The sequence below is a fragment of the Enterococcus wangshanyuanii genome, from assembly GCF_002197645.1.
Lineage (GTDB): Bacteria > Bacillota > Bacilli > Lactobacillales > Enterococcaceae > Enterococcus_L > Enterococcus_L wangshanyuanii.
In genome coordinates this window covers 1,392,568-1,413,550 of sequence record NZ_CP021874.1, presented here as the reverse complement: position 1 = coordinate 1,413,550, position 20,983 = coordinate 1,392,568, and the positions used below count along the sequence as shown (strand labels likewise).

Annotated in this window: 19 protein-coding genes; 15 read left to right on the top strand and 4 right to left on the bottom strand. The window is 37.7% G+C overall.

Annotated elements, in window-relative coordinates; all coding sequences use genetic code 11:
- Nucleotides 1–36: 36 nt before the first annotated feature.
- Nucleotides 37–1,017, bottom strand: a complete 981-nt coding sequence (locus CC204_RS06785) for a polyprenyl synthetase family protein (protein WP_088269485.1) — start codon at nucleotides 1,015–1,017, stop codon at nucleotides 37–39.
- A 126-nt stretch (nucleotides 1,018–1,143) separates the two neighbouring features.
- Between CC204_RS06785 and CC204_RS06780 the strand changes: the two genes are divergently transcribed.
- From CC204_RS06780 to rlmN, 7 genes are all read left to right on the top strand, one after another.
- Complete coding sequence (locus CC204_RS06780) at nucleotides 1,144–2,049, top strand: prenyltransferase (protein WP_088269484.1); 906 nt, start codon at nucleotides 1,144–1,146, stop codon at nucleotides 2,047–2,049.
- Between the two features lie 32 nt (nucleotides 2,050–2,081).
- Nucleotides 2,082–3,293 carry an NAD(P)/FAD-dependent oxidoreductase gene (locus CC204_RS06775; RefSeq protein WP_088269483.1) on the top strand — a complete coding sequence of 404 codons (1,212 nt, stop codon included), beginning with the start codon at nucleotides 2,082–2,084 and terminating at the stop codon, nucleotides 3,291–3,293.
- Nucleotides 3,294–3,472: 179 nt separating this feature from the next.
- Nucleotides 3,473–5,848, top strand: coding sequence for a DNA translocase FtsK (locus CC204_RS06770; protein WP_088269482.1), 2,376 nt, complete (start codon nucleotides 3,473–3,475; stop codon nucleotides 5,846–5,848).
- Between the two features lie 223 nt (nucleotides 5,849–6,071).
- Nucleotides 6,072–6,773, top strand: a complete 702-nt coding sequence (locus CC204_RS06765) for a GntR family transcriptional regulator (protein WP_088269481.1) — start codon at nucleotides 6,072–6,074, stop codon at nucleotides 6,771–6,773.
- A 148-nt stretch (nucleotides 6,774–6,921) separates the two neighbouring features.
- Nucleotides 6,922–7,671, top strand: coding sequence for an ABC transporter ATP-binding protein (locus CC204_RS06760; RefSeq protein ID WP_088269480.1), 750 nt, complete (start codon nucleotides 6,922–6,924; stop codon nucleotides 7,669–7,671).
- On the top strand, nucleotides 7,661–9,484 hold the full coding sequence (locus tag CC204_RS06755) for an ABC transporter permease (RefSeq protein WP_088269479.1): 1,824 nt from the start codon (nucleotides 7,661–7,663) through the stop codon (nucleotides 9,482–9,484). The genes CC204_RS06760 and CC204_RS06755 overlap by 11 nt, the downstream gene beginning before the upstream one ends.
- Nucleotides 9,485–9,614: 130 nt before the next feature.
- Nucleotides 9,615–10,697: a dual-specificity RNA methyltransferase RlmN gene (gene rlmN, locus CC204_RS06750; RefSeq protein WP_088269478.1), complete on the top strand. Its 1,083-nt coding sequence runs from the start codon at nucleotides 9,615–9,617 to the stop codon at nucleotides 10,695–10,697.
- An 88-nt stretch (nucleotides 10,698–10,785) separates the two neighbouring features.
- On the opposite strand, the gene CC204_RS06745 is transcribed toward rlmN, so the two are convergent.
- The 3 genes from CC204_RS06745 to CC204_RS06735 all read right to left on the bottom strand — a co-directional run bounded on the left by CC204_RS06745 (nucleotide 10,786) and on the right by CC204_RS06735 (nucleotide 13,360).
- Nucleotides 10,786–11,709 carry a LysR family transcriptional regulator gene (locus CC204_RS06745; RefSeq protein WP_088269477.1) on the bottom strand — a complete coding sequence of 308 codons (924 nt, stop codon included), beginning with the start codon at nucleotides 11,707–11,709 and terminating at the stop codon, nucleotides 10,786–10,788.
- Nucleotides 11,710–11,811: 102 nt separating this feature from the next.
- Nucleotides 11,812–12,579, bottom strand: a complete 768-nt coding sequence (locus tag CC204_RS06740; RefSeq protein WP_088269476.1) for a DeoR/GlpR family DNA-binding transcription regulator — start codon at nucleotides 12,577–12,579, stop codon at nucleotides 11,812–11,814.
- A 16-nt stretch (nucleotides 12,580–12,595) separates the two neighbouring features.
- Complete coding sequence (locus CC204_RS06735) at nucleotides 12,596–13,360, bottom strand: hypothetical protein (RefSeq protein ID WP_088269475.1); 765 nt, start codon at nucleotides 13,358–13,360, stop codon at nucleotides 12,596–12,598.
- Nucleotides 13,361–13,545: 185 nt separating this feature from the next.
- On the opposite strand from CC204_RS06735, the gene ulaG reads away from it, so the two are divergent.
- The 8 genes from ulaG to CC204_RS06695 all read left to right on the top strand — a co-directional run bounded on the left by ulaG (nucleotide 13,546) and on the right by CC204_RS06695 (nucleotide 20,728).
- Nucleotides 13,546–14,610: an L-ascorbate 6-phosphate lactonase gene (gene ulaG / locus CC204_RS06730; RefSeq protein ID WP_088269474.1), complete on the top strand. Its 1,065-nt coding sequence runs from the start codon at nucleotides 13,546–13,548 to the stop codon at nucleotides 14,608–14,610.
- Between the two features lie 21 nt (nucleotides 14,611–14,631).
- The gene (locus CC204_RS06725) at nucleotides 14,632–15,090 is read left to right on the top strand and encodes a PTS sugar transporter subunit IIA (protein ID WP_088269473.1); all 459 of its coding nucleotides are present in this window, start codon (nucleotides 14,632–14,634) and stop codon (nucleotides 15,088–15,090) included.
- Nucleotides 15,091–15,104: 14 nt separating this feature from the next.
- Nucleotides 15,105–16,583 carry a PTS ascorbate transporter subunit IIC gene (locus CC204_RS06720; RefSeq protein ID WP_088269472.1) on the top strand — a complete coding sequence of 493 codons (1,479 nt, stop codon included), beginning with the start codon at nucleotides 15,105–15,107 and terminating at the stop codon, nucleotides 16,581–16,583.
- Nucleotides 16,584–16,604: 21 nt separating this feature from the next.
- A complete protein-coding gene (locus tag CC204_RS06715) occupies nucleotides 16,605–16,904 on the top strand; it encodes a PTS sugar transporter subunit IIB (RefSeq protein ID WP_088269471.1) in 300 nt (99 codons plus the stop codon).
- A gap of 102 nt (nucleotides 16,905–17,006) precedes the next feature.
- Nucleotides 17,007–17,645: a 3-keto-L-gulonate-6-phosphate decarboxylase UlaD gene (locus CC204_RS06710; RefSeq protein WP_088269470.1), complete on the top strand. Its 639-nt coding sequence runs from the start codon at nucleotides 17,007–17,009 to the stop codon at nucleotides 17,643–17,645.
- Nucleotides 17,646–17,649: 4 nt separating this feature from the next.
- Nucleotides 17,650–18,501 (top strand): L-ribulose-5-phosphate 3-epimerase, encoded by an 852-nt coding sequence (locus CC204_RS06705; RefSeq protein ID WP_088269469.1) that lies wholly within the window; start codon nucleotides 17,650–17,652, stop codon nucleotides 18,499–18,501.
- Between the two features lies 1 nt (nucleotide 18,502).
- Complete coding sequence (locus CC204_RS06700) at nucleotides 18,503–19,210, top strand: L-ribulose-5-phosphate 4-epimerase (RefSeq protein WP_088269468.1); 708 nt, start codon at nucleotides 18,503–18,505, stop codon at nucleotides 19,208–19,210.
- 189 nt (nucleotides 19,211–19,399) lie between these two features.
- Nucleotides 19,400–20,728: an APC family permease gene (locus CC204_RS06695; protein WP_088269467.1), complete on the top strand. Its 1,329-nt coding sequence runs from the start codon at nucleotides 19,400–19,402 to the stop codon at nucleotides 20,726–20,728.
- The last annotated feature ends 255 nt before the right edge of the window (nucleotides 20,729–20,983 follow it).

The following is a 20,983-nucleotide window of genomic DNA, read 5'->3' as shown; positions in this document are numbered from 1 at the left end:
TCAGCCTCCTCGAACGTTTCTTTTTTGGGTAATCGATCAAAATGAGCGTTGCAGTAACAATTGTGTTAGCTGTTCAAGTTGTTCTTTACCTAAACAATCAGGTAATTTTTGAATATCGATCAGTGCTTTTTCAGTTACTTTTTTTGCAAAATTTTTGGCATCTGTCACGCCATCATATTCGTGGACCAGTTGGCCTAATTCAGCAGCTTGTTCTACTGAAATATCTGATTTTTTCTCTAAATAAGGATAGAACCGTTCAGGCACTTTTTGTATAGCAAAAATCAAAGGTAATGTATAAACACCTTGGGCTAGATCCTCTAAAACAGGTTTTTTCAATGTTTTTGTATCAGCCGAGTAATCCAAAATATCATCATAAACTTGAAAAGCGATGCCAATATTACGCCCGATACGCGCAGCTAACCGCTGGATTTCTTTATCAGCATAGCCAAAATGAGCGCCCTCTAAGCAACTTAGAGAAAATAGCTCAGCTGTTTTGCCGTTGACGCTACGCAGGTAATCAAATACAGTGATGTTCTTTTTATAGCGTGTATGCATTTGATCCAATTCGCCAAGCAACAGTCGTTTCATTGCAGAAGCATTTGTATGTAAGAAATCAGAACCATTCATTGTATCTGCCAGCAATTCAAAAAATTCAGTGAATAATAAATCACCTGTATAAACGGCGATATCTTTCCCGTAACGCGATTGAATCGTTGCTGCGCCACGTCTCAGCGGCGAATCATCGATGATGTCATCATGGACAAGAGTGGCCATATGCAGAATTTCGATCGATGCGGCGATCTTGATCAATTGTTGATGATCTTGTTTTTGTTTATCACCAATTTGAGCAAACAAGAAAAAGAAAGCAGGTCGCAATAGTTTACCACCAGAACAAGTCAGGTCGATCAACGCTTGCTCGATATCTTTATTGCGGACTTTTACTTGGTGTTTGATCAATTCACAGGTTTCATTCAATTGTTGCTGAATCACAGGGAAATCTTTCCAAAACTCATTCATAGCTTAATAATCCTTTCGGTCGTTCAATTGTTCAATACTATTGATTGTATACGAAGTTGGCTAAGAAATACAGTAAATTATTTCATGAGCATAAAACTAAAGATTAAAAGAGGAGAGTAGTATAATTTGAATAAAGAAGTATTTTTTGAACTTGTTGAACTTAAAGCAAAAACAGCTAGTGTGTTACCTTTTCTTTTAGGCATTTGTTTTAGTTGGTATCATTATCAGAATTTGCATTTATTTTATGTATTGATTTATTTTATTGCGATGTTCATTTTTAATATGGCTGTTGATATTTTAGATAATTATAACGATTATCATCATGCAAAAGAAGGGCATGACTATAAGGAAAAAACCAATATCATTGGGCGGGAAAACTTATCACTATCGATGATTCGCAGTTGGATCATTTGGATGATCGTGATTTCTGCATTGATGGGGATTGGTTTATCTGTGATCGTCGGCTGGCCCTTGTTATGGTTGGGCTTGTATTGTTACTTGATCGGAATTTTTTATTCTTCAGGTCCTAAGCCGCTGTCCAGCTTGCCGTTAGGTGAAGTTTTTTCCGGCTTTACGATGGGCTTTATGATCATGTTGATTTGTGTGTACATCAACACATTTGAATCTTTTCAGTGGACGCTGGCGAATCTTGGCAGTATCTTTTTGGTGTCGTTGCCTAATACATGCCTGATCGCTAACCTGATGCTGGCCAATAATATTTGTGATTTGGAAGAAGATGAGATGAATCACCGTTTTACTTTAGTTCATTATTTAGGAAAAAAAGCATCGATTCGTTTATTTGTCGGTTTGATCATTATTGCTTTTGGTTCGATCATCGTAAGTATGATCTTAGGCTTGATACCGATCACCATGCTTCTGATGATCATCACGGTTCCGTTTATCTGGAAGCAGACTAAGTTGTTTTTAAACGAGCAGATCAAAACCAAGACATTTATCTGCGCTGTCAAAATTTTAGCTGTCGGGGCTTTTTCACAAGTTGTTTTTTTTGCCATAGGATTGTGGTTTAAATAATAAAATCAAACAGATCAAGGGAGAGTTTTAATATGAGCAAACACGTTGTTATTTTAGGCGCTGGCTATGCTGGCTTAAGAGCGCTGCATGAATTACAAAAAGGAAATGATGATATCAAAATCACATTAGTGGATCAAAATGACTATCACTTTGAGGCAACAGATATTCACGAAGTAGCTGCTGGAATCCAAACTTCTGAGCGGATCACTTATCCAATCAAAGATGTAGTCAAAACAGCTTGCACCACTTTTGTCCAAGGAACAGTAGAAAAAATCGACAGTGAAAACCAAGAAGTTCACTTAAAAGATCAAGCACCACTTTCTTATGACTATTTGATCGTAGCATTAGGCTATGAATCAGAATCATTTGGTATTCCTGGTGTGGAAGAATTTTCATTAAAAATGGTAGATATACCAACTTCAGAAAAGGTCTATCAACATTTAACCGAGCAAATGAAGGCTTATAAAGAAACAAAAGATGAGAATTACTTGAAGATCGTTGTCTGCGGTGCTGGCTTTACTGGAATCGAGCTACTAGGTTCTTTAGTTGAAGGGAAAAAGAAACTTGCAGCAATGGCTGAGGTCGAACCTGACAAAATTCAATTATACTGTGTTGAAGCAGTGACACGTCTGTTACCGATGTTTAGTGAAAAACTAGGCGGATACGGGATCGATCATCTAAAAAAATGGGGCGTCAATTTCTTAGTCGGCAAACCAATCAAAGAGATCAAACAAGATACAGTAGTCTATTTAGATGATCAGGAAACCAATGAATTAAAAGAGTTAGCAGCAAAAACGATCATTTGGACAACTGGTGTCAGTGGTAGTCATGTCGTTGGTGAATCTGGTTTTGCAGCCAAACGCGGTCGTGTGATGGTTCAACCAGATTTGACAGATGCTGACCATAGCAATGTGTACATTATTGGTGACTGTTCTGCTGTCATGGACAAAGAATCAAATCGTCCGTATCCAACAACTGCACAAATTTCTCTTAAAATGGGAGAACATGCAGGAAAAAATATCAAAGCACAATTAAAAGGTGAACCGACAAAAGAATTTACGTTCAAATCATTAGGATCTGTGGCTTCTATCGGTAATAGCCATGCATTCGGTGAAGTCGGTAAAATGGAAGTCAAAGGCTATCCAGCATCTGTCATTAAAAAAGCGATCATGGACCGTTCGTTATTTGAAACAGGGGGCATCAAGGAAGTTCTTGCTAAAGGACGTTTTGACTTCTATCGTTAAGCAATAGGATAAGAGCCGGGTAGTCGGCATCTATACATAGGACAAAGCTGATATTCGGCTTTGTCCTATGCTTCTATTTTAGAGGGAAAAAATTAAAATTGTAAGAGAAACAATGGGGGTACTTTTGTTCGGCTCACTTTTTAGGTATAATGGATACTGAATGAAAAGAGGGATGTTACATGGCACAAAAAAGGAAACGTGCAAAAAAGAAAAAAACAAAAAAACAGCAACAACAACAAGAGCATCTGAATTTCATTTTTCTTGGAATCTTTTTTATTTTCTTTGGCTTATTCGGTCTATTAAAATTAGGCTTTTTAGGAACCTTGATTGCAAATGGCTTACGCGTTGCGATTGGGAATACATTTCCTGTCGCAGCTTGCTTATTGATGCTTTATGGGCTATCTTTGGTGATCTTTGGTCGCGAGTTTCCCATTAAGAAAACACGTCCGATCATTGGCGGAGTTGTGATCTATTTAGGGGTATTGCTGTTTTTCCATGCGTATATGTTTCGCAATGTAGGAACGCAGACACCTGATATTTTAGGCACGACATGGGATTTTCTAAAAATCGATCTTAAAGGGAATGCAGTGGCTCAAAATGTTGGCGGTGGAATGATAGGTGCTGCGCTTTATAGTATGACGTATTTCTTGATTGCACAGTTTGGCAGTTATTTGGTTGCTACATTATTGATTCTGCTCGGAATTTTTCTTATAAGTATGCTTGATGTTCAACAAGTAATGAGCGGCTTGCAGAGCATTCGCGAAAAACTGGGACATTTCTTTGCTAAAAGCGAAGCAAAACAGTCAGAGAAAGAAGCGAAGCGGGCAGAAAAACGTGCGGCCAAACAAGCTGAGGTCGAAAGGCTGGCGCAGGAACGTCTAAAAAATGATGTGCGTGAGCTGACTCCTGGTGAGAAATTGGCACAGGAATCTTGGGAACAAGAAGAAAAAGAAGGACTAGAACCAGAACAGTTGACTTTAGTACCGATCGACAGTTTTCAAAGTCAAGCTGAGCTGCAGCCTGTGCAGTCAGAACAGAGAATTACTGAACCAGAGATGGATGAAGGTGGCGATTTGGACTTTGAGATCTCAGAAGAAGCTGAAGATCGTGATTATGAACTACCGCCGTCTACATTATTAGATTCGATTCCTTCTGCTGATCAAAGCGGTGAATACCAAAAAATCGAAAAGAACATCGGTGTACTGGAGCAAACCTTCAAAAGCTTCGGAGTTGACGCTAAAGTCGTTAAAGCTAGCCTAGGACCTGCGGTGACAAAATTCGAAATTCAACCTGCTGTAGGGGTTAAAGTCAGCAAAGTCGTTAGTTTAACAGATGACATCGCTCTAGCATTAGCGGCGAAAGATGTGCGGATGGAAGCACCGATTCCAGGGAAATCACTGATCGGGATCGAGGTCCCTAATAGTACAGTCAGCACTGTTTCCTTTAGAGATATCATCGAAGCACAGCCAAGTCATCCAGACAAGTTGCTGGAGGTTCCTTTAGGAAGAGATATTTCAGGGATGGTCCAGTCGGCAGATTTAACGAAAATGCCTCACTTGTTGATTGCTGGATCGACAGGGAGCGGGAAGTCTGTTGCGATCAACGGTATCATTTCAAGTATTTTGATGCGGGCAAAACCTCACGAAGTGAAATTGATGATGATCGATCCAAAAATGGTCGAACTGAATGTTTATAATGGGATTCCGCATCTATTGACACCAGTCGTGACAAATCCTAGAAAAGCGGCGCAAGCTCTTCAAAAAGTCGTTCAGGAAATGGAATTCCGTTATGAAAAATTTGCGGCGACGGGTGTTCGAAATATTTCTGGATACAATGATTTGGTCATTCAAAAGAATTTAGAAGATGGTGAAAACCGTCCGATTTTACCATTTATTGTTGTGATCGTAGATGAATTAGCTGACTTGATGATGGTTGCCAGTAATGAAGTCGAAGATGCAATCATCCGTTTGGCGCAAATGGCTCGTGCAGCTGGAATCCATATGATCTTAGCTACACAACGTCCAAGTGTGGATGTCATTACAGGAATCATCAAAGCCAATGTACCGTCAAGGATGGCATTTGCTGTTTCCAGCGGAACAGATTCTCGCACGATCATCGATAGCAATGGTGCAGAAAAACTATTGGGACGAGGCGACATGCTGTTCTTACCAATGGGCGAAAATAAACCGATCCGGGTGCAAGGTGCCTTCATATCTGATCAGGAAGTGGAACGAGTTGTCGCTTTTGTAACTGAGCAGCAAGAAGCAGAGTATCAAGAAAGTATGATGCCGACAGAAGAAGACACGACCAGCACAAGCAGTGAAGCTTCACAAGATGAATTATATGAAGACGCGAAAGCTTTAGTCGTAGAAATGCAGACAGCAAGCATATCGTTGCTTCAAAGACGCTTTAGAATCGGTTATAATCGTGCAGCTCGTCTCGTAGATGAGCTAGAAGAACATGGCGTGATCGGACCGTCAGAAGGTAGCAAACCAAGAAAAGTATTTATTGAACCTATGCCTGAAGAAGGACTTGCCGATCATGAAATAGAGTAGTCAAAGAGAGTGGACAAGGTAGTCCACTCTTTTTTTACTGCCCTGTATTTCATTTAAATGAGTTTCAAATAGTAGTAATATTTGGTACAATGTAAGAAATAGTGATGATGGAACTGACGGAAAGTTGAATTAATTTATATTTGCGATTAAAATGAGGATAATCGTAGTTTATGACTAAATAAATCATGAAGATATATCTAATAAAAGAATAAGGATGGATGAAATGAGAAGAAAAAGTGTACTATATTTAGATGTCGCAGAAGAAATAAAAGCCAATATTATGAACGGTACATATCCAGTAGGTTCTCTTTTACCAACTGAAACAGAGCTTGAACAACTATTTGATGTCAGCAAAATCACTGTTCGCCGAGCGATCGAGCTTCTTTCATCAGAAGAATTAGTGGAGAAAAAAAGCGGCAAAGGAACTACTGTATTAAGCAATCGTCCTTATAACAAATTATCGAAAGCGGGTACATTTACGGAGTATTTGAATGATTCAGGACAAAAAGTGGCAAAGAAAATATTGAATTTGGAACAAGTAAAATTGTCAGAGGATTCACCTGTCTATGAAAATATGGGAGCAAATGTAGTAAAATTTTCCCGTTTATATACGCTAGATGGAAAACCATATATCTATTTTAATTATTATTTACCCATCACATTAGTTGATGTTCCAATGGAAGATTTTGAAAATGAGTCACTGTATCGCTTGATGGATCAGCATGGGATCGAGATTTTAACATTTGAAGATAGTTTTCAAACAGTTGAATTAACGGAAGAACAACAGCGCATTTTAGAAACAAAAGAAAAAAATGGGCTAAAAAGAATTCGAAAGTCTATGAATCCTTCCGGAAAAGTCGTTGAATTTTCAGAAGCTATCTACAATACAGCTCTTTATCCATATGTGATTGAGTATGAAGCATAAGCAAATAACAGACCGCTTACAAAAGTGTAAGTGATCTGTTATTTTTTTCTATGGTGTGTTCGTCATAATTGGATTAGACTAGCAAAGTAGAGAAGTAAGAGCTGGTTCATTTGTGAAATGAACAGTCACACATAGAGGAGCGATAAGAATGTTACAAGTAGAAAACCTATCTAAAACATATGGAGAAGAAATCAAATATGAAGCGTTAAAAGACTTGAACTTAACTGTAAATGATGGTGAGTTTATCGGAATTATGGGGCCTTCAGGAAGTGGGAAAAGTACCTTTTTGAACCTTTTAGCAACGATCGATCAACCTACTTCTGGACATATTTTACTAAACGGTAAAGATCCCAATCAGTTGAATCAAGAACAAATTGCTAAATTTAGACGCAGAGAATTAGGATTTATTTTTCAAAGTTTCAATTTGATGCCAACATTGACGGTGGAAGAAAATATTGTATTGCCATTGACTTTAGATGGGGAAAAAATTTCTGTGATGAAAAAACAATTGAATCGTTTAGCGGATCGTTTAGGAATAGCTAGTTTACTGAAGAAAAGAATCGCAGAAATATCCGGCGGACAAGCACAACGTGTAGCAGTTGCTAGAGCAATGATCCATCAGCCACAATTACTTTTAGCCGATGAACCTACAGGGAACCTTGATACGAAATCGTCAAAAGATGTTATGCAGCTATTGCAGCAGTTGAATGAAAATGAGCAGGCAACGATTTTGATGGTTACTCATGATCCATTGGCAGCTAGTTATTGTAAACGAATTGTTTTCATCAAAGACGGCCAATTGGTCGACGAAATTCATCATTTAGGGAATCAAAAAATATTTTATGATGAGATTATGATGAAATTAGCTGAGATTGAAGGTGTCGATAGTGAATTTTAGTCAATTTGTTATTCGAAATACGGTGAGAAATAAACATTTATACATGGCTTATTTCTTAAGTACTCTTTTTTCAGTGATGGTCTTTTTCACATTTACAGTTTTTGCTTTTCATCCATCATTATCTGATGGCTTGAATCAACAAGCTAAAATTGGCATGTTATCTGCAGCTATCATTATTTACGGATTTGCTTTCTTTTTCGTGTTGTACTCGATGGATGTATTTATTCAATCCAGAAAAAAAGAATTTGGTCTTTTGATGATTCAAGGAATGAGTCCAAAACAGTTGAAGAAAATGATCTTTATTGAAAATCTAGTCATCGGTTTTTTTGCAACAATCATTGGTAGTCTCGCTGGAATCGGATTTTCTCAACTGATTTTGTGGTTGAGTAATAAAATGATGCATTTGAATTTTGGTTTTTATTTCCCAATACAGGCGCTTGGGTTGACGATTATTTCATTTAGTATTTTGTTTTTGGCGATCTCATTTTTCATTCAGTTCCGTTTACCAAAATTGAGCTTACAAGAATTATTGAAAGCAGGAGATCTAGGTAAGGGGACATTCAAAAATTCCCGCATAAAAGCATTACTAGCAGTTTTATTGATCGGTATTGGTTATGCTGTGGCCCTTTTAGTCAAAGGTATGATGGTGCCTGTTGTGATGCTTCCAGTTATTTTCTTGGTGGTTGTTGGGACACGTTTTTTATTCAACCAATTAAGCGTATCGATTATTGAACGCTTGAAAAAGAAACAAACGATTTTTTGGAAGAAAACAAATATGGTGGTTTTTTCCGATCTTGCCTTTCGGATGAAAGACAATGCACGTTCCTTTTTCTTGGTTTCAATCATTTCGACGGTTGCTTTTGCAGCAATCGGGACATTATATGGTTTTCAAAACATGATTTTAGATGCAATGAATCAGGAAACCTTTGAATTTCAAATTACTGGTCCTGCTGAAGAGACAGCCCAAATCAAACAAGACTTTTCTAAACTTCTATCAGAGAAGGGAATCAGTGTTGATGAGGGAGAATTGACAGAATATGTGAATGCTGACAATATTAGCTTTGTCAAAGAATCGAATTATAATCAATTAGCAAAAATAGTCAATAAACCAACCATTAAAACCAATGGACAAGCTGTTCAACTATTGCCGCAGAACGCTGTAGATATGGAAAATGCGGCTGTACAAGAAGTTAACTTACCAGATGGTTCAACGGTAGCAGTTGAAAAACAAGAAAAAACAGCGGTGGTTTCTGCTTATGGGACAAAAGTTGTTGTTCCTGACGATACAAACTTAGAAGCTCTGGAACAGCAGACGATGACTGTATGGCAACCTAAAAACACCGGCTATGATGAATTAGTTTCAATTGGAAAATTCCAAGATAAGAACATGCCGTTTATGGCTAAAAGCTATTCTAAACAAATGATCACTGACCAATATGCACCGTTTCTATTTGTCGGTATTTTTATCGGAATCGTCTTTTTCGTTTCGGCTGGAAGCTTTTTATACTTTAGATTGTACAGTGATATGGATGTAGACGTAGAAAAATTCAAAATGATCTACAAAATGGGATTAGCGAAAAAAGAATTGAAGAAGATGATTTATCAGCAAGTTGGTATTCTCTTTTTCACGCCGATCATTATTTCCGTGATCCATGGAGCAGTTGCGTTGACAGCCATGTATCATATGTTTGATCAAGGAATGCAACTGGCGGGCTGGCAGGTTTTAGGCGTCTTTATTCTGATTCAGGTCGTGTATTATTTAGTTGCTCGTATTTTTTATTTTAAAAAAGTTTATCATCTGGTTCAATCTTGATAAGCAGGAGTTGAGACAAGCGGCGTACTTTGTCTCAACTCCTATTTTTGTTATGAGCACTTATAGACAAATCATAGACAATAAGTTATAGTATGAAGCGAATGTTTAGAAGAAATGAGGCAGAAAATCAATGGAAAAAGCATCCATTTATGGTTTAACAAAAGAGGAATTGATTGCATGGTTCATCGATCATGGCGAGAAAAAATTCCGAGCGACTCAAGTATGGGAATGGCTGTATATCAAACGAGTGACAGATTTCAAAGAAATGACGAATTTATCTAAAGAGTTGATCAGTCTTTTAGAAGAAAATTTTATCATCAACCCATTGCGTCAAGTGATCATTCAAGAAGCAAAAGATGGTACTGTGAAATATCTATTTGAATTACCTGACAAAAATATGATCGAAACGGTTTTGATGCGCCAAGAATACGGATTATCTGTCTGTGTAACGACTCAAGTTGGCTGTAATATTGGCTGTACGTTTTGCGCAAGTGGACTCTTAAAGAAACAGCGGGATTTAACAGCAGGAGAAATCGTTGCACAAATTATGCTGGTTCAGCACTATTTTGACCAGCGCGGACAAGGTGAGCGAGTGAGTCATGTTGTGGTTATGGGGATCGGTGAGCCATTTGATAATTACGATAATTTGATGAACTTTTTACATACGATCAATGATGCGAAGGGATTAGCGATTGGTGCACGCCATATCACTGTTTCAACAAGCGGTTTAGTGCCTAAGATCAAAGAATTTGCGGATAATGGCCTACAAGTCAATCTAGCTATCTCCTTACATGCACCAAATAATGAGGTTCGGACGTCGATCATGAGAATCAACCGTAGCTTCCCGATCGAAAAATTGATGGAAGCAGTTGATGAATATATCGAGAAAACGAATCGACGAATCACGTTTGAATATATTATGCTAAGTCATGTGAATGATCGACCAGAACATGCCCAACAATTAGCTGATCTATTGAAAAACAAAAAGAAACTAACCTATGTGAACCTGATTCCATATAATCCAGTCAGTGAACATGATCAATATAGCAGAAGCGACAAAGCAGATGTGCTGAAGTTTTACGATGTCCTTAAGAAAAATGGCATCAACTGTGTGATCAGAAAAGAACATGGGACAGATATCGATGCTGCCTGTGGACAATTAAGAAGTAAGCAAATAAAAAAGGCTGAAAAAAAAGCTGAGAAAAGCGTTTAGTTCTGAAAAAAGCTAGCCGAGAAAAGTATTTAGATTCATAGAAAAAGACCTAAAAAATCACTTTGATTTTTTAGGTCTTTTTCTATTTTTATTCAATAATCGTAAAACCATAATCGATAATATGCTCTTTCAAATAATGTAAATATTCTTCTGCCATTGGAGATAAAGATTTTTGAATGGGATGGATCCATCCAAGTTCCATTGTTTCATCGACCTCTAAAGGCAATGCGACAATGTTCTCATCATTTAATTCTCGACTTAAAACACCAGAGCTGATCGTGTATCCATCAAGACCGATCAAAAAATTGAACAAAGTTGCACGGTCACTGACCCGAATACTTTTTTTGTGGTACAACGTACTTAGTATTTCTTCAGAAAAATGAAATGAATTGACGCGACCTTGTTCAAAAGACAAGTATGGAAAATCTTCTAGATCAGCTAAAGTCACTGATTTTTTTCCCACCAAAGGATTTTTCTTACTAACGAAAACATGAGGTTCCGCCAGAAATAATGGATGAAAAGCCAATTGTTTTTCTTTTAAAAGTTTTCGTATCACTTTTTCATTGAAGGCATTGAGATATAGAATGCCCAGTTCACTATGGAAGGTACTGACATCTTCAATAATATTATTCGTCTGTGTCTCTCTAAAGGTAAACTCATATTCATTTTCTTCATAAGAACGAATCAGCTGAACGAATGCGTGGACAGCAAATGCATAGTGCTGGGCAGAAACAGAAAATAATCGTCGCCGCCTATCTGTTCCTTTGTATTTTTCCTCAAGAAGGTCTACTTGCTCTAAAATCTGTCTGGCATAAGCTAAAAACTCCGTGCCTTCTGTCGTGAGCACCATCCCTTTTTGTGTTCGCTGGAAAATTTGGATACCCATCTCCTGTTCTAATTCCTTGACGGCATTTGATAGGCTAGGTTGCGTAATGAAGAGATGCTTGGCTGCTTCATTGACTGATCCTAATTCAACGATTTTGATAATGTAATCTAATTGTTTGATCCGCACGAACATTCCTCCCAATTGCACCTAAAGCACCGTCTCGGTCACTTATTTTTAACTAGAGTATAGCATGGATGTGTGTTGATGTTTAGAAAAAAGGAAAAAGTATCAGACTTCAACTTGAATGACTTGTACCCCTTGCTTTTCGATCTCACGAATGACTGCAGGGGAGGCAAAGGTGTCTGTAATCAAATAATTGATATCTTTGATGTGCCCGCTGGTAAAGTTTGAAGAAACACCGATTTTTCGATAGTCTGCAACAACGATGACTAAACCGTTTGTCCGTTCGATGATTAAGGAATTGATTTTCGCTTCATGTAAAACCGGGGTAGTGATTCCATTTTCAATACTCAAACCAGAACAGCCAATGATCGAAATATCTGATGACATTTTTGAAAACGACTCAATTGCGATATCTCCGACTAAAGCTTCTTTAGGAAAACGAACTTCACCGCCAGATAAAATCACAGTTGAATTCGGATTATGATCAAGATTCGCTACTTTGACATTATTACTGACGATCGTCACGCGTTTATCTTCCAAATGTTTTAAAGCGGATAAAGCAGTTGAACCAGTGTTTATGAACAATGTATTGCCCTCAGCTACAAATTCAGCCGCTTTTTTAGCGATCGCATTTTTTAAAACCTCAATTTCTTCATTATGATCCTCTGTTCCGATTTTATTAACGATTTCAGCTGTTCCGTGGGCTCGTTTTACAAGTCCCATTTTTTCTAAAGCAGTGAGATCACGTCGGACGGTAATTTCTGACACGTTAAGTGACTGACTGATTTCTTTTACCTGTAAGCGAGTATTCTTATGTAGTAGATCGAGTAATGCATCGCGACGTTCTTTGATCATTGTATGTGAACTTTTCATTTAAATTCCTCCATTTCTATACCACCTGAGCAATCGCCAATGTATTTCCAATTGCTCTTACTTCTTTTAATAAACGATTGCCTTCATTTAATTTGTTCAATTTCAGTAGACATTGCCCTTGAAGATACAAAAGGTAGCTCAATTCACGATTATTTAAGCGTGCTGTATCGATCAGTGCCAACTCCTGTAAACACTTTTGATTTCTTTGCTGATGAAAATAATGGAAGCCCGAAATTTCATGCCAAGAAAACAATCCGCGCATCGTCTTTTTTTGTCTGTCTTTCAATTGAAAGAGTTTTTCAAAAGCGATCGTCAAATTTTTTTCATCTTTTAAAAAAGAATAGCAGTACATTTGCGTATGATAATAAATGAAGAGATAATCTAACGTTCCGTGAAAGAACTTTTGGTGTTTAGCCAAATGTGCCAGGCAATCTGTATATTTTCCCGCATCTAGTAAAAGCAGGCTGTCAAAAATAATAATAGACTGTTTGAAGCCATTAAACAAATCTTTTCTCTTTAGATGTTCTCTTAAGCGAACGGCTGCTTCTAAATCGCACTGAACGTTTAATGCATAGATCATTTTTTCATATAGGTTCTTTAGGTATTCGAACAATCCAACGATACACAAAACGACAAGACCGCTACCACCGAAGAACAGTCGAGCACTAAGTGTTTCAGAAGAAGCGACTAAAGAGTAAATATAAAGTGCAAATAACAGGTACATTGACCAAACAAACAATTTTTTTCCATAGTAAAAAATTTTCCAAACGAAATTTTTCATCGTCATCACCTCAACGCCACTATATCATATAAAAGAATATATGAACATAAAAAAAGATATATTTTTTACTATTAAAAGATAAATGATCTTAAAAACATAAAACGATCTTAAAAATAGATTGAAAACGGTTTAAAATATTGTAGAATAAAAGTGTAATCGAGATTGAGATATGATGGAGGGATTTTATGGCAACGATTCATGATGTAACGAAGGAAAGCTGGATTTTAAGTACGTTCCCAGAGTGGGGCACATACTTAAATGAGGAAATCGAGCAAGAGCAAGTGGCCGTAGGCAGTGTTTCTATGTGGTGGCTGGGGTGTACAGGGATTTGGTTGAAATCTCATGAAGGAACAAACATTTTATGTGATTTATGGTGCGGAACAGGCAAACGATCACATGGCAACGGAAAGATGAAAAAGGGACATCAAATGATGCGTATGAGTGGGTGTGAGAAGATGCAGCCTAACTTAAGAACACAACCATTTGTGATCGATCCATTTGCAGTCAAAAATGTAGATGCATTGGTCGTGACACATATCCATTCAGATCATTTAGATATCAATACGGCAGCGGCTGTTCATCAAAATTGTCCTGAAGCGCGCTTTATTGGACCACAGGAAGTTGTGAACACCTGGTTGAAATGGGGCATTCCAAAAGAGAAGACGACGATCGTAAAACCAGGCGACCGAGTATCAGTCAAAGATATAGAAATTGTTGCGTTGGAGGCGTTTGACCGTACAGCTCTAGTAACTTGCGAAGATCCGGAAGTAATCTTAAAAGGAAAAATACCGCAGGATATGGACTTGATCGCAGTCAATTATTTATTTGAAACAAGCGGTGGAAACATCTATCATGCCGGTGATTCTCATTACTCTAATTTATTTGCAAAGCATGGGAATGAACATAAAATCGATGTTTGCTTAGGTGCTTATGGAGAAAATCCTCGCGGTATTACAGATAAAGTAACTTCTGTGGATATGCTGCGAATGGCTGAGTCATTGAATGCAAAGGTTGTGATCCCAGTACATTATGATATATGGGCAAACTTTATGGCTGATCCAAAAGAAATCACCGAGATTTGGAAGTTCAAGAAAGATCGCTTAAATTATCAATTTAAGCCGTTCATCTGGCAGGTTGGAGGAAAGTTTACTTATCCAAATGATAAAGACAAGCTAGAATTTAATTTCTATCGTGGCTTTGACGATGTATTTACGACAGAGAATGATACTCCATTTCCATCATTTTTATAAAAATAAGAGAGGAGAATCTGAATGTTAAAGTATTTTTATGAGAACGACTTAATTCGATTTTGCGAAGAACGTCCTTCAAATTGGCAAGAAGCAGTTATCCTTAGCTGTCAGACATTGATAGAAAAAGAAATCATCACTCAGCAATATGTGGATGAAATCGTAGATTGTGTAAATAAATATGGCCCCTATATTGTAATAGTTCCCGGCGTGGCAATGCCTCATTCTTCAGAAGATAGTCAAGGGGTTTTGGGAACAGCAATCTCATTTACAAAAATGAAGTATGAAGTTGTGTTTGAAGAGGGAAATCCAGAAAAAAATGCCCGTTTATTTTTCACATTAGCTGCCAAAAATAGTGAAGAGCATGTAGAAAATATCTCTAAGTTGTCTGAGATGTTGATGACGGATGGGTTGATCGATGCACTGATGGAAATTGAGACGATTGCAGATTATGAGAAGGTAATGATGACGTTCGGTATGTAGAAAGAAGGGATAAAATGAAACAGGTGTTGGATTTTCTATTAGGGATTTGGGACTATTTTGCAGCGAATATTTTGACTCAGCCAGCCTTTTTGATTGGATTTATTGTTCTATTAGGCTATATCTTGTTGAAAAAACCAATCTATGAAAGTATTGCTGGGTTTTTAAAAGCTACTGTAGGGTACCTGATCCTAACAGTCGGTTCTGGAGGACTTGTTAATAACTTTCGTCCGATCCTTGTAGGGTTAAAGGAACGTTTTGATCTTGATGCGATGGTCATCGATCCTTATTTTGGACAAAACGCAGTGACTGCCGGTATTGAAGAAACATTCGGACGAACCTTTAGTGATACGATGATTTTGCTGCTGATTGCTTTTGTCATGAATATTTTATTAGTCCGTTTTAAGAAGTATACAAAATTACGGGCAGTCTTTACGACTGGAAATGTTCAGATTCAACAAGCGGCTACTGCATTTTGGATTTTATTGTTTTGTTTTCCGAGTTTAGGACAACTGCCGATTCTATTGATCATGGGTCTTATATTAGGCTGTTATTGGGCAGTCGGTTCTAATCTGACAGTAGATATTACACAAGATTTAACAGAAGGAGCAGGTTTTGCAATCGCACATCAACAGATGTTTGGTGTTTATATTTTCGCCCGACTTGCTGAAAAAATGAAGAAAGATAAAAATAATCGCAAACTGGAAGATGTTCAATTGCCTGGATTCTTATCGATTTTCAATGAAAATATGGTTGCAACATCTATTTTGATGCTGTTTTTCTTCGGAATTATTTTAATTGTTTTAGGTCCTGCGTATTTGATAGAAGCTGGTTTTATGGTTGAAGGACAAAGTTTTCTTTTCTATATTCTACAAACCGCACTGTACTTTGCTGTTTATTTAGCTATTTTACAATTAGGTGTGCGGACGTTTGTTTCAGAGCTGACAGAATCTTTCCAAGGGATTTCCAACACGTTACTTCCGGGAGCAGTTCCAGGAATCGATGTTGCGGCAACCTTTGGATTTGGCTCGCCGAATGCCGTAACGATCGGTTTTCTATTTGGTGCGTTAGGTCAGTTTATCACGATTGGTCTATTGATTTTATTCAAGTCACCGACCGTCGTTATCGCTGGTTTTATTCCGCTATTTTTTGATAATGCAGTAATTGCAGTCTACGCAAACAATCGCGGCGGGTTCAAAGCCGCTTGCCTGTTTCCGTTTATCTCAGGTGTGATTCAAGTTCTGGGATCTGCACTGATTGCTTCATTTATTGGACTTTCCCAATACGGCGGATATATCGGCATGTTTGACTGGGCAACGGTTTGGCCGATCATGACGATCGTGATGAAGTATCTAGGTTATTTTGGTATTGCTTTGGTCGTAGTTGCACTGCTGGCTATCCCGCAACTCCAATATCGTGCAAATCCAAAAGGTTACTTCCTGATTGCGGAAGATTATGACGAATATGTAAAAGAAATGAGCACAAAAAATGCGTAATAACATTAGGAGGAAATAATAATGAGAGTATTAGTATCGTGTGCAAATGGATCTGGAACAAGTTTAATGATGAAAAAAAGTGTGGAAAAAGCATTAAAAGAATTAGGATTTAGAATCACAAATATTCATCATTGTGCAATCTCAGAAGGGAAAAGTACTGCTGGTCAATATGACGTTGTTTTTTGTCCAATGAATTTTTTAAATATGTTTGAAGATGCTAAGAAAAAAGGAATCACTGTTGTAGGAGTAAAAAATGTAATGTCCGCAAAAGAAATCAGTGAGCGTGTTCAGGAAACAGATTTAGCAGCTAAATTCAAATAACTGATTAAGATAAAAAAATTTGACATAAGAAGTTGGAGCAACTGAAAATGTAACATAAATATTTGACGTTGCTCCAGCTATTATGAAGTAAGGAGAAACGATATGACGAGACCAAATTTGCAAATTGCTTTGGATCATTCTGATTTGCCAAATGCATTAAAAGATGTAAAAGAAGTAGGAGATATTGTAGATATCTTAGAAGTAGGGACGATTTTGTGTTTGCAGGCAGGAGAAGAAGCCATTCGTTGTATTCGAGCATTATATCCGAATAAAAAAGTTGTGGCAGATACTAAATGTGCTGATGCCGGTGGAACCGTTGCTGCTAACTGTCGCATGGCTGGTGCAGACTGGATGACAGTGATTTGTTGTGCAACAGTGCCAACCATGTCCGCTGCTGCAAAAGAGATAGAAGAAGTTCAGGTCGAGCTCTATGGAGATTGGACATATGAGCAAGCACAAAAATGGCTTGATGCTGGAATTTCACAAGCAATTTATCATCAAAGCCGAGATGCCCTTTTAGCGGGTGAAACTTGGGGCGAAAAAGACTTAGTAAAAGTCAAGCGATTGATTGAAATGGGCTTTCGTGTTTCAGTGACAGGCGGATTAACTGTCGAAACACTGCAATTATTTGAAGGAATTGATGTATATACTTTTATCACAGGACGGGGAATTACGGGAGCTGAGAAACCGAAAGAGGCTGCTCAAGCATTTCAAGATGAAATCAGACGTATTTGGGGGTGAAAGAATGACGACTCTGGGCATTTATGAAAAAGCTCTTCCAAAAAATATTAGCTGGTTAGAACGTTTACAGCTCGCTAAAAAATTAGGCTTCGATTTTGTTGAAATGTCGATCGATGAGACGGATCAACGACTGCAACGATTGGACTGGACGAAAGAGGAGCGACAAGAAATCAGAGTAGCTATTGAAGAAACTGGTATTCAGATTCTTTCGATTTGCTTAAGTGGTCATCGGCGATTTCCTTTTGGTTCCCAGGATAAGGAAAAACGTTCACAGGCACTTATTTTGATGGAAAAAGCAGTTGATTTGGCATCTGACTTAGGAATCCGTACGATTCAATTAGCGGGCTACGATGTTTACTATGAAGAAAAAACAGTAACTTCAAGAGCTTTTTTTATTGAAAATTTGAAAAAAGCAGTAGCGATCGCCGCTGCAAAAGAAGTTGTCTTGTCTATTGAGATCATGGATGATCCGTTTATCAATTCAATTACTAAGTTTCTAAAGATCAAGGAGCAAATTCGCTCGCCGTATCTGCAAGTGTATCCAGATTTAGGTAATTTGTCAGCTTGGTCGGAAAATGATGTTGGGTATGAATTGGCGCTCGGTATCGACCAGATTACTTGTATCCATTTAAAGGATACCCTTGCTGTAACAGAAACATTTTCAGGTAAATTTAAAGAAGTTCCTTTTGGCAGCGGATGTGTCGATTTTTTAGGTTGTTTAAAGACGTTGAAACAACTAGAGTATAATGGGCCATTTCTAGTCGAAATGTGGAGTGAAACAAGTGAAACGCCTGAAAAAGAGATCGAGCAGGCGAAAAACTTTCTTATTCCATATTTGAAGGAGGCAGGATATTAAGATGAATGAACAATTGATCAAGGAAATGAAGGAACGGGTATTTGCAGCAAATTTGACCCTACCCGATGCAGGATTAGTTAAATTGACTTGGGGCAATGTCAGTGAAATTGATCGAGAAGCAGGTATCGTTGTTATCAAACCCAGTGGTGTGCCGTATGAACAAATGAAGGTTGATGATATGGTAGTCACGGATTTAGAGGGACATGTATTAGCAGGCGCGTTGAAACCGTCTTCGGATTTAGAGACACACCTTGAATTATATAAGGCGTTTAAAGAGATTGATTCAGTTGTACATACGCATTCAAAAAATGCAGTTATGTGGGCACAAGCAGGTCGAGGAATCCCAGCCTATGGGACTACGCATGCGGATACGTTTTACGGTGTTGTTCCCTGTACACGACAATTGACGTCAAAAGAAGTAGAATCTGCGTATGAACGCGAGACCGGTAAGGTGATCATCGAGACCTTCACAAAAGAAAAAATCGATCCACTAGCAGTACCTGGTGTTTTAGTCTACGGACATGGTCCGTTTACTTGGGGAAAAACACCTCAAAAAGCCGTCGAGAATAGTATTGTTTTAGATGAAATAGCAGAAATGGCAGAGGTAACAGAAAGTGTAAATAGAAATGTTCTTCCGATTCCGCAATATCTGCTGGATAAACACTTTTTTAGAAAACATGGTGTGAACGCATATTATGGACAAGGATAGATGCTCTATCTTTTGCTGTACGAGGTTGGAACCAATTCTGCGTTCACCGATTATTGAGTTATAGAGTGCTGAACAAAACTGATTTTTAGTTTTGTCCAGCACTCATCTTTTTTTGTTTTTAAAGTACTTGAATTTAAATGAAGAACAGCTATACTAAGGGATAATATAAAAGATGGAAAGAGGATGGTTATGGAAGAAAATCAATTAAAGCGGGAAATCTCATTGTTTGGCGCTTTTTCAACGGTTATGGGAACCGTTATTGGTGCGGGTGTTTTTTTTAAAACAGCTAGTGTGGTGAGTTTTGCTCAATCGTCAAGTTTAACGATTTTCGCTTGGATACTGGGAGGCTTTTTAACACTTTGTGCAGGATTGACTAGTGCAGAACTAGCAACAGCTATTCCGAAAACTGGCGGAGCGGTCAAATATATTGAATATACATATGGAAAATTACCTGGTTTTTTATTAGGCTGGGCGCAAAGCGTGATTTATTTTCCTGCAAATATAGCAGCATTATCGATTATTTTTAGTACACAATTTCTGCACTTATTTCATTTATCTGATAGTCTGCTACTGCCAATTGCCATTGGGACTGGATTAAGCGTAACGATCGTCAATTTATTGGGAACTAGAATGGCATCGAATTTACAATCATTCACATTAGTAATCAAGATGATTCCTATTGCATTGATCGTACTCGTTGGATTGTTTATGCCAGCAGTTAGTGAGGTGTCACTATTTCCCATTCGTTCAGGGGGGAATAATGGATTTATTCAGGCATTAAGCGGATCTTTATTAGCGACAATGTTTGCTTATGATGGCTGGTTAGGTGTTGGTGCTGTTGCAGGTGAAATGAAAAGACCGGAGAGAGATTTGCCTAAAGCAATCTTTTTAGGATTGAGTTTTATTACGATTGTTTATGTCCTGATCAATTTTGTTTTTCTAAAAACACTGCCAATTCAACAAATTTCAGGTAATTTGAACGCGGCGTCTGATGCAGCAAATCAAATTTTTGGTTCAGTTGGTGGAAAAATAGTCACGATCGGTATTTTGATTTCAGTATACGGAGCATTGAACGGGTACACGATGACTGGAATTCGTGTTCCTTATGCCTTAGCTTTAGAAGGGATGATTCCTTTTAGCAGACAGTTTAAAAAGTTATCTAAACAGTTTGTAGTTCCTTATGTTGCTGGGCTATTTCAGTTTGGTATTGCTGCTGTTATGATGTTTTTGGGCAGCTTTGATTTGCTGACGGATATGTTGGTTTTTGTTATGTGGCTATTTAGTATTTTAATTTTTGCGGCTGTTTTAATCTTAAGAAAAAGGGAACCTGAGCTGCTAAGACCCTATAAAGTACCTTTGTATCCAATAATTCCAATAATTGCGATCGTCGGCGGATTGTTCATTTTGATTACAACGATGTTTACCCAAACCGTTTTAGCGAGTATTGGAATCGGTATTACATTGTTAGGTATTCCTGTTTACTATTTTAATAAGAAACTATCGAAAAAAATGGATTGAAAAAACAGTTTTGTCAAAAATTTAGTTCATTATATCAAGAATTTGAGAGAAATATCATAATTTATCAGGTATAATAGAACTGATCTAAGTCTTTATTTTAAATGATAAAGCATGGCTCCTGCTTATCCCTTTTAAGCAGGAGCTTATTTTTCTCAAAAATTTTAATAAAATTCATAATTTCTGAAAGTTATTCGGCCATTTTTTTTAGTATAATGAGTATATCAAAACGATAAACTATTTTGGGGAAGATAGTGC

Excerpts from the sequence above, each read along its gene's own strand:
- CC204_RS06715 (WP_088269471.1), top strand. The coding sequence starts at position 16,605 with ATGAGAGTATTAGTATCGTGTGCAAATGGATCTGGAACAAGTTTAATG.
- CC204_RS06700 (WP_088269468.1), top strand. The coding sequence starts at position 18,503 with ATGAATGAACAATTGATCAAGGAAATGAAGGAACGGGTATTTGCAGCA.
- rlmN (WP_088269478.1), top strand. The coding sequence starts at position 9,615 with ATGGAAAAAGCATCCATTTATGGTTTAACAAAAGAGGAATTGATTGCA.
- CC204_RS06705 (WP_088269469.1), top strand. The coding sequence starts at position 17,650 with ATGACGACTCTGGGCATTTATGAAAAAGCTCTTCCAAAAAATATTAGC.
- CC204_RS06740 (WP_088269476.1), bottom strand. The coding sequence starts at position 12,579 with ATGAAAAGTTCACATACAATGATCAAAGAACGTCGCGATGCATTACTC.
- ulaG (WP_088269474.1), top strand. The coding sequence starts at position 13,546 with ATGGCAACGATTCATGATGTAACGAAGGAAAGCTGGATTTTAAGTACG.
- CC204_RS06760 (WP_088269480.1), top strand. The coding sequence starts at position 6,922 with ATGTTACAAGTAGAAAACCTATCTAAAACATATGGAGAAGAAATCAAA.
- CC204_RS06735 (WP_088269475.1), bottom strand. The coding sequence starts at position 13,360 with ATGAAAAATTTCGTTTGGAAAATTTTTTACTATGGAAAAAAATTGTTT.
- CC204_RS06710 (WP_088269470.1), top strand. The coding sequence starts at position 17,007 with ATGACGAGACCAAATTTGCAAATTGCTTTGGATCATTCTGATTTGCCA.
- CC204_RS06725 (WP_088269473.1), top strand. The coding sequence starts at position 14,632 with ATGTTAAAGTATTTTTATGAGAACGACTTAATTCGATTTTGCGAAGAA.
- CC204_RS06770 (WP_088269482.1), top strand. The coding sequence starts at position 3,473 with ATGGCACAAAAAAGGAAACGTGCAAAAAAGAAAAAAACAAAAAAACAG.
- CC204_RS06695 (WP_088269467.1), top strand. The coding sequence starts at position 19,400 with ATGGAAGAAAATCAATTAAAGCGGGAAATCTCATTGTTTGGCGCTTTT.
- CC204_RS06720 (WP_088269472.1), top strand. The coding sequence starts at position 15,105 with ATGAAACAGGTGTTGGATTTTCTATTAGGGATTTGGGACTATTTTGCA.
- CC204_RS06765 (WP_088269481.1), top strand. The coding sequence starts at position 6,072 with ATGAGAAGAAAAAGTGTACTATATTTAGATGTCGCAGAAGAAATAAAA.
- CC204_RS06785 (WP_088269485.1), bottom strand. The coding sequence starts at position 1,017 with ATGAATGAGTTTTGGAAAGATTTCCCTGTGATTCAGCAACAATTGAAT.
- CC204_RS06775 (WP_088269483.1), top strand. The coding sequence starts at position 2,082 with ATGAGCAAACACGTTGTTATTTTAGGCGCTGGCTATGCTGGCTTAAGA.